Annotated in this window: 14 protein-coding genes; 7 read left to right on the top strand and 7 right to left on the bottom strand. The window is 60.7% G+C overall.

The features are described 5' to 3' along the window. Window positions 1-830: 830 nt before the first annotated feature. From C8D95_RS04460 to C8D95_RS04445, 4 genes are all read left to right on the top strand, one after another. A complete protein-coding gene (locus tag C8D95_RS04460; RefSeq protein WP_241239815.1) occupies window positions 831-1,916 on the top strand; it encodes a TRAP transporter substrate-binding protein in 1,086 nt (361 codons plus the stop codon). A 42-nt stretch (window positions 1,917-1,958) separates the two neighbouring features. Next, window positions 1,959-2,513, top strand: a complete 555-nt coding sequence (locus tag C8D95_RS04455; RefSeq protein WP_109757896.1) for a TRAP transporter small permease subunit — start codon at window positions 1,959-1,961, stop codon at window positions 2,511-2,513. Window positions 2,514-2,544: 31 nt separating this feature from the next. Beyond that, window positions 2,545-3,912, top strand: a complete 1,368-nt coding sequence (locus C8D95_RS04450; protein ID WP_109757895.1) for a TRAP transporter large permease — start codon at window positions 2,545-2,547, stop codon at window positions 3,910-3,912. 757 nt (window positions 3,913-4,669) lie between these two features. Then, entirely contained in the window at window positions 4,670-5,263 is a 594-nt protein-coding gene (locus C8D95_RS04445) for a rhodanese-like domain-containing protein (RefSeq protein WP_109757894.1), read from the top strand. 224 nt (window positions 5,264-5,487) lie between these two features. On the opposite strand, the gene C8D95_RS04440 is transcribed toward C8D95_RS04445, so the two are convergent. The 3 genes from C8D95_RS04440 to C8D95_RS04430 all read right to left on the bottom strand — a co-directional run bounded on the left by C8D95_RS04440 (window position 5,488) and on the right by C8D95_RS04430 (window position 8,242). Then, window positions 5,488-5,907: a GMC oxidoreductase gene (locus C8D95_RS04440; protein ID WP_282957626.1), complete on the bottom strand. Its 420-nt coding sequence runs from the start codon at window positions 5,905-5,907 to the stop codon at window positions 5,488-5,490. A 207-nt stretch (window positions 5,908-6,114) separates the two neighbouring features. After that, window positions 6,115-7,239 carry a type 1 periplasmic-binding domain-containing protein gene (locus C8D95_RS04435; protein WP_126918503.1) on the bottom strand — a complete coding sequence of 375 codons (1,125 nt, stop codon included), beginning with the start codon at window positions 7,237-7,239 and terminating at the stop codon, window positions 6,115-6,117. Between the two features lie 22 nt (window positions 7,240-7,261). Continuing rightward, window positions 7,262-8,242, bottom strand: a complete 981-nt coding sequence (locus C8D95_RS04430) for a PQQ-dependent catabolism-associated beta-propeller protein (RefSeq protein WP_109757892.1) — start codon at window positions 8,240-8,242, stop codon at window positions 7,262-7,264. Between the two features lie 119 nt (window positions 8,243-8,361). Here C8D95_RS04430 and C8D95_RS04425 point away from each other — a divergent pair, with 119 nt between their 5' ends. Together C8D95_RS04425 and C8D95_RS04420 are read left to right on the top strand one after the other, a co-directional pair. Beyond that, window positions 8,362-10,071: a pyrroloquinoline quinone-dependent dehydrogenase gene (locus C8D95_RS04425; RefSeq protein WP_206508439.1), complete on the top strand. Its 1,710-nt coding sequence runs from the start codon at window positions 8,362-8,364 to the stop codon at window positions 10,069-10,071. Window positions 10,072-10,138: 67 nt separating this feature from the next. Continuing rightward, window positions 10,139-10,711 carry a c-type cytochrome gene (locus C8D95_RS04420; RefSeq protein WP_109757890.1) on the top strand — a complete coding sequence of 191 codons (573 nt, stop codon included), beginning with the start codon at window positions 10,139-10,141 and terminating at the stop codon, window positions 10,709-10,711. A 2-nt stretch (window positions 10,712-10,713) separates the two neighbouring features. On the opposite strand, the gene C8D95_RS04415 is transcribed toward C8D95_RS04420, so the two are convergent. The 4 genes from C8D95_RS04415 to C8D95_RS04400 form a co-directional block, all read right to left on the bottom strand. After that, complete coding sequence (locus C8D95_RS04415; protein WP_164721582.1) at window positions 10,714-11,598, bottom strand: ankyrin repeat domain-containing protein; 885 nt, start codon at window positions 11,596-11,598, stop codon at window positions 10,714-10,716. Window positions 11,599-11,621: 23 nt separating this feature from the next. Further along, the gene (locus tag C8D95_RS04410) at window positions 11,622-12,014 is read right to left on the bottom strand and encodes a hypothetical protein (RefSeq protein ID WP_109757888.1); all 393 of its coding nucleotides are present in this window, start codon (window positions 12,012-12,014) and stop codon (window positions 11,622-11,624) included. A gap of 284 nt (window positions 12,015-12,298) precedes the next feature. After that, a complete protein-coding gene (locus C8D95_RS04405; protein ID WP_109757887.1) occupies window positions 12,299-13,642 on the bottom strand; it encodes an NAD(P)/FAD-dependent oxidoreductase in 1,344 nt (447 codons plus the stop codon). Window positions 13,643-13,702: 60 nt separating this feature from the next. Then, a complete protein-coding gene (locus C8D95_RS04400) occupies window positions 13,703-14,998 on the bottom strand; it encodes a cation:proton antiporter (RefSeq protein WP_109757886.1) in 1,296 nt (431 codons plus the stop codon). Between the two features lie 547 nt (window positions 14,999-15,545). On the opposite strand from C8D95_RS04400, the gene C8D95_RS04395 reads away from it, so the two are divergent. After that, window positions 15,546-17,402, top strand: coding sequence for a putative bifunctional diguanylate cyclase/phosphodiesterase (locus tag C8D95_RS04395; RefSeq protein WP_109757885.1), 1,857 nt, complete (start codon window positions 15,546-15,548; stop codon window positions 17,400-17,402). Window positions 17,403-17,462 lie beyond the last annotated feature (60 nt).

The raw sequence follows: 17,462 nt of genomic DNA, 5'->3' as shown, positions 1-17,462 counted from the left end.
CTCCATGTGGTCGGCTCCTTCCTTTGTTGGCTGTCACACTGCACCAACATGGCACAATGCGATGCCGTCGGGGTGGAGCCGTCCACACCATCAGAAGAACTTGCCTTGAGACACTGAGAGCGAGCGCAGCCTGCGGCCGATCAGCCGGGGACCCAGACGCGACAGCATCTCTTAGACGTCGCCTTTCAAAGCCTGAACGGGCCAAAGGTGAACGACCGCCACAGCAGCGTTTCCTGGAGCCCCGGCCGCGTCATCCAGCCCGCAGGACGTGTTCGTCCACATCCAAGCCGACGGCGGTCAGACCCCTCGTAAAATCGGCTCCTGTCTCGACGCAGAGGGTCCGTGACGGCTCATGAACTCAGAGCCGTCGTAAGGACGCTGGACGACGAGCCTCCGAGACGCGTCAACAGTTCGTCGAGGTCCCGGGCGGGGGTCACTCCGCTTCCGTGCATGGAGTTGTTTTTCATATTTTGACTTTCCTCCCCCACCCCCGATCCGACCCGCCGATAAAGAAGGACACGACCCGCTGAAGAGGCTCAGGACGCGGTGCCGGGACCTCCGAGAGACAGACACGAGCTTGCCGGACAGGGGGCGTCGCGAATACCGTCTTGATGCCCCCCAGAGAAGCGCGCGGGGCGACTGCGCTTCGAATGCTCGCGCGGCAGCCGGTCGGCGTCTCGCTCTGGTCCCGGCTTCGGTGGAACAGGTCGTGGGAAGGACCATGTCATAAGCCCCAAGACTACTCCGGAACACGGAGGATTGTTTCCCCTGCTGGTCTTCTGGACACTCCCCCGTATAGTGTCGGAATGAGAAATCAGGGAGGAACAACAATGATGAGATCGAAACTGTTACCCGGTGGCGCAATTGTCGCTACGGCTCTTGCGGCAACGGCCGTGCCCGCGGTCGCCGAAATTGACGAGGTCCGTTGGGCGGTTCCAATCAGCTTCGCATCGACGCTGACTGCGCTCGGCGATACTCTTCCCTGGGTGGCCGAGCGCCTTGCGGAGGTGTCTGACGGCAAGATTCAGTTCGAGGTCGTCGAGCCCGGCGCCATGATCCCGGCGCTGGCCGTATTCGAGAGCGCGGCGACGGGTCAAATTGAGGCCGGCTACAGCTGGATGGGCTACGAGCGCGGACAGGTTCCGGCCTCGGCGCTCTTCGGCGCGACGCCCTTCGGCCTCGAACCGCATGGCTATGTCGCCTGGATGTACCAGGGCGGTGGTAACGAGCTTCTGCGCGAAACCTTCGAACCCTTCGGTGTCTATCCCATCCTCTGCGGCACGATCCCGCCGGAAGCTGCCGGCTGGTTCACCTTCCCGATCGAGAATGTTGACCAACTTGCGGGCCTCAAGTTCCGCGCCGCCGGCATCGGTGGCGAGATCATGAAAGAACTCGGTATGTCCGTGACCGTCCTTCCGGGCGGAGAGCTCTACCAGGCGCTCGAGACTGGCGTGCTGGATGCGACAGAGTTCTCTCTGCCGACGGTGGACGAACAGCTCGGCTTCTTCCAGGTGGCCAAATTCTACCACATGCCGGGCTGGCACCAGCCGTCGACGTCGCAGTTCCTCTATGTGAACGCCGATGTGTGGAGCGGCCTGTCGCCTCAGACGCAGTCGGTCATCGAGACAACCTGTATGGCCGGGACCCTCTATGCCATGGCTCGCGGAGAGGCGCTTCAGGGTCCGGTTCTGTCGTCCTTCGAAGAGAAGGGCGTCACGGCGCAGCAGCTTCCCGAGGGCGTGCTTCAAGCGTTCCGCGACGCGACCGAAGTCGTCATGGATCGCGAGAGTGCAGCCGACCCGCAGTTCGCCAAGGTCTACACCGCGATGAAGGAGTTCCAGGCAAGCATGCAGCCGTGGCACGAACTCGGCTACTTGCCACGCGACTGGACGTGGGACGACGAATCCTCGCAGTAAGGATCGAGCGAAATCACGGCTGAAGCGGGAGGGGGGCGGCGGATGTCCAGATTGATCGAAGATGACCATGACTCGATCGTGGACGAAGCTGCCCCCAACCCGCTCATTTCGCGTGCGCTCGACGGCGTCGTAAGCTTCATCAGCCTCTTCGCGCACGCGACCTGGATCATCCTCATCGGGATCATTCTCACCAACGTCGTGATGCGCTACTTTCTCGGCGGCTCCATCGTGGCGCTCGAGGAGCTTCAGTGGCACCTTTATGCCTTTGGTTTCATGGTGGGGCTGTCCTACACGCTCGTCCATGACCAGCATGTGCGGGTCGATGTCTTGGCAGAGCACTGGAACAAACGGCGGCGCGCCAAGATCGAGATCTTCGCGATGCTCGTCCTCGTCATCCCCTTCGCAGGCGTGATCCTTTTCGACTCTTTCGACTTTATCGAGTTTTCGCTTCGCCTTAACGAACGCTCACGCTCGCCGGGCGGCCTACCCTACCGCTGGATCCTGAAGTCCGTGATACCGCTCGCCATGGGTCTCCTCATCCTCGCGGCTTTGGCTCGCACGGCTCGGATGATCTCACTTCTGCGCATCAGCCGGTGAATTGGATACCTAGGGAAAAGGGACAGTAACGATGCTCGGCCTCGCCGCGAACGAACTTCTTGTGCTGCTGATGCTTGTGATGTTCATCGGCTTCCTGTTCACCGGCGTGCCGGTGGCATGGTCGCTGGCGGGAACCTCGCTACTCGTGGCGATCCTCACGCTGCAACTCAACTCGCGCTTCGAGGTCGAAACGCTTTTTTTCGACGACTGGCGCGACTACCGCATCATCGTCCAGCGCATTTACGCGACGATGGAGAACGCAGTCCTGGTCGCCCTGCCGATGTTCGTCTTCATGGGGCTCATGCTCGATCAGTCGGGGCTGGCGGAGAAGCTCATGCGCTCCTTCTCCGAGACTCTGGGCCGGGTCGGCGGCGGTCTCGCGATGGCGGTTGTCCTCATCGGGATTCTGCTCGCCGCCTCCACCGGGATCGTCGGCGCGTCGGTTGTCCTGCTGGCCACGATCTCACTGCCGATCATGCTCGAGGCGGGTTACGACAAACGCCTTGCTGCCGGCGTGGTGGCCGCCTCCGGGACGCTCGGCATTCTCATCCCACCCTCCATCATGCTCATCATCATGGCGGATCAGCTTTCCCTCTCCGTGGGCGAGCTCTTCATGGGAGCCGTTGTCCCGGGTCTCCTCCTCGGGTTGGCCTACCTGATCTACGTCGTCATCGCGGTGGCACTCCGCCCGAGCCTCGCCCCGAAGCCCAAAAACGTCCTTCCGTTTTCTTGGCGGCTGATCCTCGACACGTTCCTCGCCGTACTTCCGCCACTCGCGCTCATCCTTGCCGTACTCGGGTCCATCTTCTTCGGCATCGCGACGCCTACGGAGGCGTCCGGGATCGGCGCCTTCGGCGCGACGCTTCTGGCGTTCCTGAACCGCCGCCTGAGCCTGGAAGTCCTGTGGACCGTCGCCGTCCGGACCACGCTTACGACTGCCTTCATCTTCGGTATCTTCATCGGGGCGACCGCCTTTGCCTTGGTGATGCGCGGCCTCGGCGGGGACCAGTTGATAGAGCGCGCGCTGGAAGCAATTCCCTTCGGCGCGACCGGAGTCGTGCTGACGGTGCTGTTCTTCGCCTTCCTCGCGGGCTTTTTCCTCGATTGGCTCGAGATCACGTTGATCTTTCTGCCCCTGGTCGGTCCGGTGATCGTCGCGCTCGGTTTCGATCCGATCTGGTTCGTGATCGTCTTCGCCGTGGCGCTCCAGACGTCCTTCATAACGCCGCCCGTTGGCTTCTCGCTATTCTACCTCAAGGGCGCGGCCCCGCCCGAAATTACGACAGGCGACGTTTATCGAGGCATCGTTCCCTTCGTCATCATCCAACTCGCAGTCGTGCTTTCGATCGTCTTCTTGCCCGCGCTTGTGACCTGGCTGCCGACGATGGTCTACGGATGAAACTCCGGATGAGCTCGCGACAAACGCAGAGCGATGGCAACGAGGGCTAACGCAACCCTTCACTACGAGGACCGCCACACACGTCATTGTGGTCGGCGCCGATTCGGCTAGATCGTTGCTCGCCAATGAACTTACCCCACCTTTGAGCGAGCGTTGTGGGCAGCCGACGAAGATCTGAGGTCGGAGCCCATTGCGTCAAGCGGCGGACTTGCGATCGAACAGCAGCCCGGACGAACCGGCCTCCGCACCGAGCTGAAGCGCTAAGGCCTCTGCGTTGCCCCGAGGATCTGCGTTCGCCAGACCCAGCAACCCTTTGTATCTTCTGGTCCTTCCACGCTCACCTGAATATCATCGATACACCCCTCGGGTGTTCCACATGACATCCGACACTTGAAGCCCCGCGCCAGCGCAAGTCGTGCGGGGCTTCTTTGCCTCGACGGTCGCAGTGATTGCGGTCCTAGTACGGCGACCAGTTCGCCTTTCAGACGACCAGTCTGCCTCTCGTCTGCGGTCTCCAGCGGGACGGCGGCAGCGACCCCCAGAAAGGTGGGCGTGTGGGCATCATTCACCCGGGGCGGCCACTAGATCCGCCTGCAGAGTGAGCGCACGAACCTGATGGAGCAGCGCCGTCTTGACCAGCACGGCCGCCCAGAGGTGCAACCCTGGCCTGCGCGCCCGCGACCGGCGACCAGGAGATCGGTGTCATTCGCGGGAGAATGCGGTACGATCAAGAAGCCCTCAGGCGAAAGGACATTTCGTGAAACGTCTTGCAGGCGCTGCCATCATCCTGGTCATCGCGGCACCCGCCGCCGCGCAACAGGTCAATATCACGCGGGCCATCCCATCGGTGACGATCCAGACCCCTTCCGGACCGGTGGAGATTGCCCGCACCCAGGATACAGCGGCAGTGATCGAAGGTGACTTCGCACGGATCGCGCGGCCCTGTCCGGACTTCTGCATCCAACCGATGACACCGGCAGAAGGTGTGACGACCGTGGGTGAACTTGAAGTGCTGCAGGCGCTGCAGGATCCGAATGTGGTTGTGGTCGATGGTCGTGTTCGTCCCGATTGGGAAACCGGCACGATCCCTGGGTCCATCAACATGCCCTACACCGAGATGGCAGACCGCCTGCATGAACTGGGCTGCGAAGTGGATTTCGAGGGCTTCATATGTGACGCGGACACGATTCCGGCTCTTGTGATGTTCTGCAACGGCCCCTGGTGCGGGCAGTCTCCTGAAGCGATCCGACGCATCATTGCGGCGGGCTATCCAGCCGAAAAGATAAGCTATTACCGCTGGGGGATGCAGGGATGGCGGATGCTCGGCCTGACGGTCGCGGGAGGATCGTAGACGGGCGCGGCCTCGGTCGCCCTTGGATCAGGAGTCAGGCTGCGCGAAACACTTGAGGGTTGTGGCGTCGAGTTCATCGAGGCCGCTGATGGCGGGCCTGGGATAGTTGTCCGCTTAGAGAGCTCAGGATTCCCCAAGGCGGGGAGAGTGGCGCAGACAGCATCCGCCAGCCTCCCTTGCGGCCCCGCTTAAACTACTTTCGACGACACCGGCAGCAGGGCACGTCACCCTTTGCTCTTGATAAACTCTGCGCAGCGGTCTCCCAACATCATTGCAGGAGCGTTGGTATTGCCCGCGTTGATGTCGGGCACCGCCGACATGTCGGCCACGCGCAGGTTTTCTATTCCGCGCACGCGCATCTGGGCGTCGAGCACCGCCATCGGATCGCCGTCCGCGCCCATCCGGGCTGTCGAGGCAGGGTGGTAGTTTGCTTTTACGAAGCGCCGGCAGTGGTCTTCGAGCGCCGCGTCGTCGAGGCGCTCAGGGTTGGGGATGGCAAGCCGCTTGATCCGACCCGCCAGAGGTTCCGTCTGGAACGCGCGCAGGAAAAAGCGCTGCCCCGCGACCATCGTCGCCATGTCGGCGGGATCCTTGAGGAGGTTCGGGCTCACGAGCGGCTTGTCAGCGGGGTCGGCGGACCTCAGCCGCGCGAGCGAGGCTTCACGACGACCGTAGTCACAGTGATGCCGTGGGAATGTCGACGCAGTCCCAACTTGTTCAGAACGAACGCTCCATGGGAATATTGATGCTCAAGGCTCCGCTAAGGAGATAGATCATCAGGGCGAATTACTGATACGTGGAGTGCGATGCTTGTCCCAGGTCTATCGCCTCGAGTGCGGCAACGAGTCATTTCAGCGACTGCACTTCGACTCGGATCTGTCGGGACCCAAGGTGTCCAGCGTATCGAACTGGTGCTCGAAGCCTTCGACGGGCGCAACGGCGATGACGGCGTTGTGGGTGGCCAGAAGGATCGGCTGTCGCAATTGCCCGTCCCAGTCCCTGAAGTTTCCGCGCACGCCCTTGTATAGATCGATTGCAAGCTTGTCGGACCGAAGCGCCGCTTTGACCGCGACCGGATCTGTGCCCCGGACCGCGCTTGCTGCATCCATGATCGCACGTACCGCCGCCCAGCCGGCCCAATCCTCGGAACTCATGTCGCGATCGGTGATTCTGCGGAATCTCTGGTTCAACTGCGGAGCTCCGTAGCGTTCGAAGGTCCAGTGCCACGCCATCGGCGTCAGCCCTTCGGATCCGACAACGGGACGCGCATCGTGTGTTGCAAACGGCAGGTAGCGGCCAAAATCGCCTTGCTCATCGATCAACCAGATCACGTCGTGCCGCACTCCGCCTGTCAACAGCAACATGTTGCTGCGATCACGTCGACGCGGATCGTTTGTGAGTTCGAAAGCCCGATCGTCCACGATCTCAAGTCCGAATTTTGCCGCAGACTTCCGGACTGCATCAGCGCGCTCGGTGTCGCCTTGCGTCGGCCCGTGGAGCAGCAGCACCTCGTCCCAGCCTTGCGCGCGGAGATGCTGCGCCAGTGCATCCGACAGCATTGCGTGGGACGGAACCGTGTGAAGAAGACCCGGCGCACATCCGGCCTCGCGCCAATAGTTGGCAGGGTCACGGATGTTTATGAACAGATCGGTCTCGGCGCTCGCCTCCAGCACGGCCTGCATCTGATCCGACGGAAGGTCGAGAAGAATGGCAAGAGGATGCTGGGATCGCAGTGTCTCCAGCGCGGCGGCTGCGTCACCGGGGGGCGCCAGAACCTCCTCCAGATTGAACTCCACTCCCAACGCCCGTCCCAGCACCCGCGCATCGCGGAAAGCCAGGCGAGCGCCCTCGATCGGGCGGTGAATGTCCTTGAGTGAGAGGCCGGTGTAGAATGGTTGCGGCTCGTAGAACGGGTCGCCCTCGATTCCCAGATACGCGATACGCGCTTTATCGTCCGCCCAGACCGGCAGAGCCATGAGCGCGAGGATGCCGATCAGCCTAGCGATCATCGATCAGTATATCATAGGGCACGCGGCCGACCGCGACGGATGTAATCGGCCTGAGCGTCTCGGTATCGATAATCGTGACGTCGTCCGACAGTCCATTCGCCACGTAGAGCCGCTTTTCGTCGGCACTCAGTGCCAGGCCCCAAGCGCGCTTGCCGACGAGTATGTAATCTACTACCTCCCGTTTCGGGACATCGACCACCGCAACGTGATTTGCTCGGCCAAGGGCGACGTAGGCCCGCTGACCGTCCGCGCTGATGACCAGGTCGACCGGGGTGACCTGCTCTGGCCGGAGGCCTGTCGGAAGAAACTGGATGTCGTCCACCAGAGCCAGTGTCTTGACGTCGATGATGTTTACCATCCCGGCAAGTTCGGCAGATACCCAAAGTTCTTGCTGGTTCGGTGTCAGCGCAAAGCGTCTCGGTCGGGTGTCCACTAGGATATCGCGAATAACATCGCCCTTTTCCAAATCGATGACATGGACGAGGTTGGCGGCTTCGGACGCGACGAAAACCAGTCGACCATCCGCCGTGACCTGCACACCTTCGGGTTCTTCACCAGTCAGGAACTCGGCCAGGAGTTCGCCGGTTGTGACATCATAGACCGATGCAGCTGCGTCTTCTTCGTTCGAGACGATCAGTCTCTTGCCGTCCGGGTGAAGATCGAACGTTTCGGGCGCGGGAACTCCGGTGATCCGTCCCAAGAGTTCGAAAGTTTCGGTGTCGTAGGTCGCGATCATGTCATCATCGGCACATCCGACGAAGAACTGCGATCGATCTGCGCTGAAGTGAATGCCGCGCGGCCGCGCGCAGGTTTCGATCGTGCGAATGACCTCAAAGTCAGACGAGAGGATGCTGAGCGTATCCGACCGCTCGTTCGTGACGATTGCCACCCCGGACCCGGCCTCTGCGGTCGCGGTGACAGTCAACAAACACAGCAGGGCCAGCTGAGATGGGACAGACCACCGCCGCATGTTGATCTCTCGCTCGTGTGGGTGGGTAATAATATTGCTCAAACAACACCCTATGCGCAAAATTAGTAATCGTCTACTATGATGGAGGAGAGAGACTACAATGTCAGCCAAGGGAGGGAGTGAACGTGAAAAGTGGGATATCATCCATCGCTGCTACGGTGACCTTATGTATCGGTGCGTACGGGGCGAGCGCTCAGGAAGAGGTTGCGGGCGGCACGACCCTTTATGGGGATCTTCAGTCCGTCACACAGTCGATGCTCACCAGGGCAGCAGGTGACGGGAACAACTTCCTGCACACCAACGGCAACTACGCGCAGACCCGGTATTACCCGGCGAGCCAGATCAACACGAGCAACGTCAAGAACCTTCGTCCGGCATGGGTTTTCCAGACCGAAGTGGTTGATACCATGGAAACATCGCCGATCGTGGTAAACGGCATCATGTATGTCACGACGGCGTTCAACCACGTCTACGCGCTTGACGCGCGGACGGGCAAACAGATCTGGCACCACAAACACTCCATGGGCCCCGTTACGACCTACTGCTGCGGCCCGAATAACCGTGGAGTGGCCGTCGCGGGCGACAAGGTGTTCTTTGGGACGCTCGACGCCAAACTTGTTGCGCTGGACGCAAAGACCGGCAAGCAGCTATGGGAGACTCAGATCGCGGAGCCGGAACTGGGCTATTCAGAAACCATGGCGCCAAGCGTCGTCGAAGACATGGTGCTGATCGGCACTAACGGCGGCGAGTACGGCATTCGCGGCTTCGTGAAGGCTTTCGACACCGAAACGGGTGAAGAAAAATGGACCTTCCATACGGTTCCAGAAGACTCGGTCGGGGTCTGGACAACAGAAGACGCGACGGGCCGCAACATGCATCGCGACATCGAAGCCGAGAAGGCCGCGCTGGCGGAGCAGGGCGATCCCTATGAAACGCTCGGTGGCGGTGTCTGGCAGAACCCGGCGGTCGATCTGGAAACGCGGCGCCTTTACTTTGTCGTCGGCAACCCGTCACCGGACCTCGATGGGTCGCTGCGGCCGGGGGACAACCTTTACACCGACAGCCTCGTCTCGGTTGACCTCGATACAGGTGAATACGTTTGCCACCTGCAATACATCGCCCATGACGTCTGGGATCTCGACGCAGTCTCTCCGCCGATCATCACGACGGTCAAGGATGCGTCAGGCAACGACGTGAAAGGCGTTCTGCACGGCGGAAAGACCGGTCACGTCTACGTCCACAATGCCGACGATTGCTCGCTGATCCGCTTCTCGGAAGCAATGGTCCCGCAGGAAGATATGTGGACGCTGCCCACGGCCGAAGGCGCGCGGATGCTTCCGGGCGCGAATGGCGGTGTCGAGTGGTCTCCGATGGCCATCGACCCGAACCACCGACTCAGCTACGCGATCAACCTGCATCAGCCGATGACCTACACGGTCCGTTCGACTCCCTATCCGGAAGGCAAGCTCTGGCTTGGCGGCTCGTTCGACGTGATCCCGGACGAAGAACAGTGGGGCAATGTGACCGCGGTCGATTATGACACCGGCGACATCGCCTGGCAGGTCCGCACCGAGCAACCGATGATCGGCGGCATCCTTGCGACGGCTGGGGGGCTGGTGTTCACCGGCGAAGGCAATGGGCTTTTCAAAGCCTATGACAGCTCCAACGGCGGAGAGCTTTGGCGTTTCCAGGCCGGCGCTGGCGTCAATGCACCACCTTCGAGCTACACAGTCGAAGGCCAGCAGTACATCGTTGTTGCCGCAGGCGGCAATGCGCAGCTGAACTTCAAGCGTGGTAACAACATCATTGCGTTCACGCTTGCGGATTGAGCACGAATAGTCGCTGTTGCAAGGGCGGGCTTACCAGCCCGCCCTTCACCCTCTTGGAGACCGACTGATGAGACTGCCCTTTGTCGCGCTCACGCTGTCGCTTGCCGCATCGCCTGTCTTGGCAATGGAGGATTTCGTTCTCGAAGATGAAGTTGCGCTCTGCATGAGCTGTCACGGAGATGCTGGTGTGCCGATCGAACCCGACTACCCGGTCATCTGGGGGCAACAGTATTTTTACATCTATACTCAACTTCGCGACTACGGCGCCGGGCGCCGGCAAAACGATATCATGACGCCTGTCGCTGCCGAGTATGACAGGGATCAGGCAAAGCTGCTGGCCGAACATTTCGCCGCCCTCGCCTGGCCGGACATCCCCGCAGAGATTCAGGACGGTGATGAGCAGCTGGCGGAGAGGGGCATTACTGGCGGGCAGTGCAGCGCCTGCCACGGGAAGTGGCAAGGCGACAGCCGGATCCCCAGGCTTGCAGGGCAGCAGGTCGGCTACCTTCGCAAGACGATGCTGGATTTCAAGAACGAGGTCCGGATGAACGCGCCTGACAAGATCAGCACGATGAAACAGCTGGATGAAGAGACGATTGACGCGCTGTCGCGCTATCTTGCCACCATCGACATCCAGTAAGATCAGGGGCGGAACATCGCTCGGATCTCGTCGCTAACGGCCAGCTCAGGCGCAGTCAGGCCCTTCTTGTCGCGAATATCCGTATCGGCACCGGAATCCAGCAGGAATTGCACCATTTGAGCATGGCCCCGCTCGACAGCGATCATCAATGCCGTGCGCCCCCGATCATCCTTGCGGTCAATCCCGGCTCCAGCGTCAAGCAGGAGCCGTGCGACTTCGACACCATCACCGGCGGGAGCGTCGTTCGCATGCCCGGCCGCCCACATCAGTGCGGTCAGGTCATGACCCCAGACGCGATCCGGGTCGGCTCCGCCGTCAAGCAAGACATCGACAACTTCAGGAAACGCGCGTCCGGCGGCGTAGACCAAGGCCCCTTTTCCGTGGCGATCCTGTTCATTCGGATTCGCGCCTGCGTCCAAGAGCGCGAGCACCATTCGCCGGTCGCCCTCGAAAGCGGCCGCCATGATTGGGGTAACACCCTCGCGGTTGGATGGATTCACGTCCGCGCCCGCGGCAATCAAGTCGAACAGCATCCGTGGTCGCCCTTCCTGGACAGCGGCCAGTAAAGGTGTCGTGCCGCCAAGGTCGGGGTGGTCAAGGACGGCTCCGCGCGCAAGCAGCCTCGCGACGATTTCCCGCGAACCGCGTGCAGCGGCCACGTTCAGAGGTGTGCCCCCAAACCGGTTCCGCGCATCCACTGACGCACCTTTCTCGAGAAGCCCACGCGCGGTTTGCGGGCAATCCAGTGCCGCCGCTTCAAAAAGGGCCTCGTTCAAAATCCTGCCCTCAAGGTTCGCTGGCGACTGGGCGATGCGAACCTCGAGCGCGTCGCACACGCGTGTGACCGGCTGGGCATTTGAAGCACCTGAAGCGATGACCGCGAACAACCCAGTGAGTGTGTTTAATCCCTTCATTTTACGACGAACACTCCACTGAAACCCTGGTTTTCCAACCCTTCGACGTAAAACGTGTATTCACCGGGGCGTTGTGGAATGAACCAGACATCGATCACGCCCTCATCGTCGAATTCGACCGCGTAAAGACCGAATGGCTTGACCTCCTTGTCTTCTATAACGACCTGATCAATCCAGCTTTCGCGGAACAGTGCAGGCGCCAGTAATCGGTACTCCTCAAGGCCATCGCTCTCAATTCTCCAGCGATAGTAGACTCCGGTCCTGAGCTCGTAATGGCTGACCGAAAAACCTGTTGCAGCGTTCAGAAACAGCGGTTCCAAACGGTCGGCGCGGCGCGTGGGGTCACCTTCGGCGGCAACTACGGTTCCGAGAACGCCGAAAACCAGCATTCCTAAGAGCGTTCTGGCTGCTTTTGACATGTGCCGCGGTCTCGCGATGATCTTCGGATGTTGACAACAAGCTATCACTCGCCGGAGAGCCAAAGCAATCGGAGGTGTCGACCTCCGGTTGGTTCCGGCCATATGGCGCACCAGACTGCCACGGCGGTTGTCATGGCTGCGATTGACAAGAGTCAGTGAGTGGCGAGTGATCCCGATGGCAGCCAGACCAGCAAAGGAGGCTTGGTGTTCCATTCGGTGCCGCAGGATCCGAGCGTGGTTCTCAGGCTTTGTCTTCAGGCCTTGCGCTGTCTCTGCTTCGGCGTGGGCGCGGCGGCTGGATTGTCGACCTCTGCATAATCCCCGGCGATCAGGCGAGCGCCCCTGTCGTAGGTCAGATAGCGCCAGAGCCATTGCATCGAGACCAGAAAGCGGTGTTGGAAGCCGACCAGCAGGTACACGTGGATCACGGCCCAGGCGAGCCAGGCGAACCATCCTTTGATCTTGAAGCGACCCCGCTCGAATACCGCCGCGTGCCTGCCGACGATTGCCGTGTTTCCACGGCTCCGGTAACGGAAAGGTGCTAGCGGAGCGCCCGTTTTGATATGGTCAGACAACGCTCGTCCGAGGTGAATGCCCTGTTGCTTGGCCACTTGCGCCAGTCCCGGAAGAACTTTTCCATCTTCACCTGTGAAGACCGCCACATCACCCAGAGCGAACGCATCTTGCCGACCCGGGACCGCCAGGGTCCCATCGACAGGGATACGGCCGGAACGGTCGGTGTCGCCCAGCTGCCGGGCAAGCGGCGAGGCGGCGACTCCGGCGGCCCAGATGACCAGCCCGACCGGTTCCGCCTGTCCCGCGATACGGAAGGAAACGGGGCCGACGTCCTGCACCGCTTCACCGGTGCGGACATGGACGCCCAGCCGTTCCAGCCGCGCTTTTGCATAGGCTGACATATCCTCTGAGAAGCCGGACAGTAGCCTCGGCCCGGCTTCGAGAAGCGAAATGCGAGTGGATTCTGGGCTGATGCTGCGGAAATCCCGGGCGAGCGTGTAGCGACTGAGTTCCGCGATGGCGCCAGCGAGCTCGACACCCGTCGGCCCGCCGCCGATGATCGCGATGCTCAACAGCCTCTGGCGCTCCGCGTCATCGGACGTCCGCTCGGCCCTCTCGAACGTCAGCAGCAGCTGCGACCTGATGTGGCGCGCGTCCTCGATCGTCTTCAGTCCGGGCGCCCATTGCGCCCACTCGTCGTGACCGAAGTATCCATGCCCGGCGCCGCTCGCCAGGACGAGAAATCTGAAGCGAACGACCAGTCCGCAGGTCATGCGCACGACGCGCGCGTCGGTGTCGATCTCGGAAACCTCGCCGAAGAGCACCTTGACCGGCTTGTATCGGCGCAAGATCTTGCGGATCGGCTCGGCCACGTCCGTCGCAGAGAGCGCTGCCGTGGCAACCTGGTAGAGCAGCGGCTGGAACAGGTGGTGATTGTGGCGGTCGACCACCGTCGTCTCGATGCCGGCCTTGCCGAGTTCCCGGGCCACCTCCAGGCCGGCGAAGCCGGCGCCAATGACGACAACCTCGGACCGCAAGGTCGCCGTACTCGCTGCGGTCTCTTCCTGGTGTTCAAAACTCAAGTTCTGCTCCTTCGTCGCTGATCGTCATGGTCCCCACAAGTCATTGCTAAAGAACCGGCCCTAGGATCGCATGTTTTCAAGGATCGGGGCCGCGGCGCCTTTTGATTCCGACCTGTCGGCAGACTGACTGCGGCGCTCCCTTAGCCAGTGCCCCAATGCTTTGGTCAGCGGTGCTCCCGTGAGCCCATGGGCGATGACCGAGCCGCAGACGACCAGACTTGTCGCATGCCAGATGATGGGCTCCCCCGCCCGATGCTCCATCAGCGATGAATAATAGATCGCCGCTACGGCAATAGGACCGAACCAGCCCATGAAAAGAGCCTCTGAAGGGGTGCGCAAGTTCCGCAGGAAAGGCCGGAGAACGAGCAACACCGGCGGGCGGCGAAGCAGCAGTACGGTGGCGACCAGGATCGGTCCCTGCCACCCCATCTCTTGCCACCCCTGCCAGGGAAGCGCCGTGCCCAGCAAGATGAAGATGGGGATGGCAAAGAAGCGGTTGACCGCCTCCTGACCGTGCTCCTCGTTCTGCCTGTCTTCGCGACTGATGACCTGCGTGAACATCGCGCCGGCTGCGAAGACGAGCAGGACCTCGTCGCTCCGGATCAGGCGCCCTATTCCCACGGCGAAGAGGGCAAGGGCGACGGTGTAGACAAGGCGCCATTCGCTCTTGATGGCCCCCCGTCGTTCGGAGATCTGCAGGAGTCGAGCCGCCACGTAGCCCAGGACCAGTCCGAGGAGCGTTGCGACTCCGACATCCCACAGCAACGACTTCGTCAGCCAGTGCGACAGCGCCTCGCCGGGGGAACGTGACAGAAGGAGAAATGGCAGGAACACGAACAGGTAACCAAGTCCATCATTGGCACCGGACTCAAAAGACATGCTGTGACGAAGGGATTCGGGGATGTTTTTCTCGGCGAGCTTTCCTGTCACGATAGGGCTCGCAGCCACCGGATCGGTAGGCGTGATGATGGCGCCGATCAAGGCCGCCATCCAGAACGGCAGCCCCAGGATCAGGTAGACCAGAGCCGTGCTGATGGCCCACATCAAGATCATGCCCGGGACAATCAGCAGAAAAAGGTCACGCCAGTTCTTCCGCGGAAAGCTCCTGGGAATGCGGAGCGCCACGCCAACGAGACCGATGCCCAAGGTGAGGCGCGCGGCCTTCTCCATGATTGCACCGCGGTCTCCCATGGTTTCGAGGTCGATAAGACCAAGCGCCTCGGGCCCGAGCAGAACGCCGATCAGCAGGGCGAGCAGCGTCGGGGGAAACGGGCTTCGTGACAGCCAATCTGAGACGAGCGCCAACAAGAGGGTCACCCCCCCGAGCAACGTCACAACGATGTTGAAGGTGTTCATGGGCTCTCACGTGCTGCTGCTCGCTCGTATTAGGACAGCCGCCGGAGTGATATGTTCCCAAGGGCGCGGCCGATGGCGTTGGGCCCGCACCGTCCTCAACGACGTCATGAGGGTTGCGTCAGAGACGTAAGGATCACGCACCTCGGTCAAGACCTTGCAGGCGTCTGCAGCCCGAGACGCCATAGCGATTCACGAGAAGTGCCGTCCCGTGGACGCCTCCCCCAGACCATGCCGCGGGCGTGCCGCGTTTCAAGGTTGCACCCGCCCGCCAGATCGTGGTTTCCACCATCGCAAGCTACGGATTTGCACGCCAGGAACTGCCTTGACAGAACCGACTGCGGAGACGGCGGCAGGAGATTTCCCGAAACAAACCCAAAAATTCAACTGCACGTAAATCTTAGATGACAGTAATCCGCATGCCGCTGACAGCATCCGACCACCTCGCGCATCGGAACCACACCCTCTCATCAGCAAGGCCCAAGCTCGGCGATTAACGAAGGCTACGCGATTGGGTGTCATTGAAGGAGCGATTCCGGGAGCCGACCGTATGGTACCAGCGCAGATACTCGACCAGATCCCCGAAAAGTGTGTTGAGGGTCTGGCTCTTGCATTGGCCAGTGATGCCGACGGCGCTGTCATGGAACTTCAGTGGTGCAACAAAGCCTTTACCCAGATTACCGGATACGAGCCCTCCGAAGTCGTCGGCAAACGTGGAACGATTCTGATCGGGCCTAATGTCGAGCAAGGGAAGCACCTGCGCATCATAGAGAATCTGATGAACTGGGAGCGCTTCTCGATCAAGGTTCTCAACAATCGGAAGAATGGCGAGCAGTATTGGCAGCGGATGAGCTGGGCTCCATTGTCCGACGCGTCAAATGGAAATAGGTGGTGGCTCTGCTCGATCGCCAGGCTAGAGAGCTCCCCCGCCGAGCTGGTCCAGAGCCATATTCCGGAAGTGACTTCCTCCGATCAGGCCGTTTCCAAGAAGCTGCGGGAGACAATTCGTCGGCTTGAAAAGGAAAACCAGCGACTGCACGCGCTCGCAAAATCCGTGGCACAGAAGTCGGTTGAAGATCCTCTCACCGGCCTGTCAAATCGACGCCACTTCGAGGTCGAATTGACAACGTGGATCGCTAACCTGAACAAGAAGGGCGCCGCCTTCTCGGTATTCTATATCGATCTGGACCGCTTCAAGTCAGTGAACGACACGCTTGGACATGATGCCGGCGACAAGGTGCTCGTCTGTGTCGCAAACATGCTGCGCAGGCTGACTGAACCGTCAGACTTGGTGGCCCGTCTTGGCGGAGACGAATTTGTCGTGCTGAAGCTGCTCGGGAACAGCGCTTTGAAGATCAGCAGCATCGCTGACGAAATCGTGCAGGAAATGAAAGAGCCATTCACCTTCGAGGGCAAGCTGACCTGGTGCAGCGCGAGCGTGGGAGTGGCTATCGCAAATGCGGGCATGGAATATCCCGAGCAGGTGGTGGCCGACGCAGATGCCGCGCTGTACCACGCAAAATCGCAAGGCAAGGGACGGTGGTCATTCTTCACGGAAGAAATGCACAATGAATCCGTGGCAATCAAGCAGCTTTCTTCGGACCTGCTTGTTGCCTGCGAAAAGCGGCAATTCATCCCGTTCTTTCAGCCCGTGATCGATGCCGTTACCGGCAGCATATCATGTGCCGAGGTGCTTGTAAGGTGGGCTCATGCAACCAGAGGCATCCTTCCACCCGATGCGTTTCTGGATACGGCAACGAATATCGGGATCCTGAAGAAGATCGACGAGATCGTTTTCGGCTATCTTCATGAAGCTTTGGCATACTTCGACGCAACGGGCGTCGACCTTCCCCGCGTTGCGGTAAATATATCTGCGGGCCGGCTGGCCGATCCTTCTTTCATCCATGACATCAAGAGCTCTCATATCAATCCAGAAAGACTGATCGTCGAGATCCTTGAGTCTGTATACCTGGAAAGAATGGGCGACGTCGTGCGCTGGGCGCTTGATGAACTCGATGATCTCGGAGTGACTGTCGCCATCGACGACTTCGGGACCGGACATGCTTCGGTTCAGGGTCTTTTGAAGATAAGACCCGCCATACTCAAGATCGACCGTCAGTTCATCCAGCCCATTGTAAAGGACAACAACTCCAGAGCGCTGGTGTCATCGATCGTAGGCATTGGAAAGAGCCTCGGTATGAAAATAGTCGCCGAAGGTGTGGAGACCGAGGAACATGCGCGGCGCGTCAAGAAGATTGGGTGCGACTACCTGCAAGGATTTTACTTCGGAAAGCCGATGTGCGCCGATGACTTGCGGGACAAGCTGATTGCGACCGGGGGGAAGTTCTGGTCGCCGATGACGGCGAGACCGAGGCGGCTCGGTCGGCTGGCGAATGAACACAGGTAGGTGTCTTCCCGAGTGTTGCAGCCGTTTCCCTGAACTTTTGGATTCCAAGGACTTCGGCAT

The organism is Silicimonas algicola, assembly GCF_003148765.1.
Classification (GTDB): domain Bacteria; phylum Pseudomonadota; class Alphaproteobacteria; order Rhodobacterales; family Rhodobacteraceae; genus Silicimonas; species Silicimonas algicola.
Note: the sequence above shows the minus strand (reverse complement) of the source record. Positions and strands in the feature narration are given on the sequence as shown.

Bases quoted from the DNA above. Each gene is read 5' to 3' on its own strand.
- C8D95_RS04430 (WP_109757892.1), bottom strand. From the start codon at position 8,242: ATGCGGCGGTGGTCTGTCCCATCTCAGCTGGCCCTGCTGTGTTTGTTG.
- C8D95_RS04410 (WP_109757888.1), bottom strand. From the start codon at position 12,014: ATGCTGGTTTTCGGCGTTCTCGGAACCGTAGTTGCCGCCGAAGGTGAC.
- C8D95_RS04400 (WP_109757886.1), bottom strand. From the start codon at position 14,998: ATGAACACCTTCAACATCGTTGTGACGTTGCTCGGGGGGGTGACCCTC.
- C8D95_RS04420 (WP_109757890.1), top strand. From the start codon at position 10,139: ATGAGACTGCCCTTTGTCGCGCTCACGCTGTCGCTTGCCGCATCGCCT.
- C8D95_RS04435 (WP_126918503.1), bottom strand. From the start codon at position 7,239: ATGGCTCTGCCGGTCTGGGCGGACGATAAAGCGCGTATCGCGTATCTG.
- C8D95_RS04450 (WP_109757895.1), top strand. From the start codon at position 2,545: ATGCTCGGCCTCGCCGCGAACGAACTTCTTGTGCTGCTGATGCTTGTG.
- C8D95_RS04455 (WP_109757896.1), top strand. From the start codon at position 1,959: ATGTCCAGATTGATCGAAGATGACCATGACTCGATCGTGGACGAAGCT.
- C8D95_RS04460 (WP_241239815.1), top strand. From the start codon at position 831: ATGATGAGATCGAAACTGTTACCCGGTGGCGCAATTGTCGCTACGGCT.
- C8D95_RS04395 (WP_109757885.1), top strand. From the start codon at position 15,546: ATGGTACCAGCGCAGATACTCGACCAGATCCCCGAAAAGTGTGTTGAG.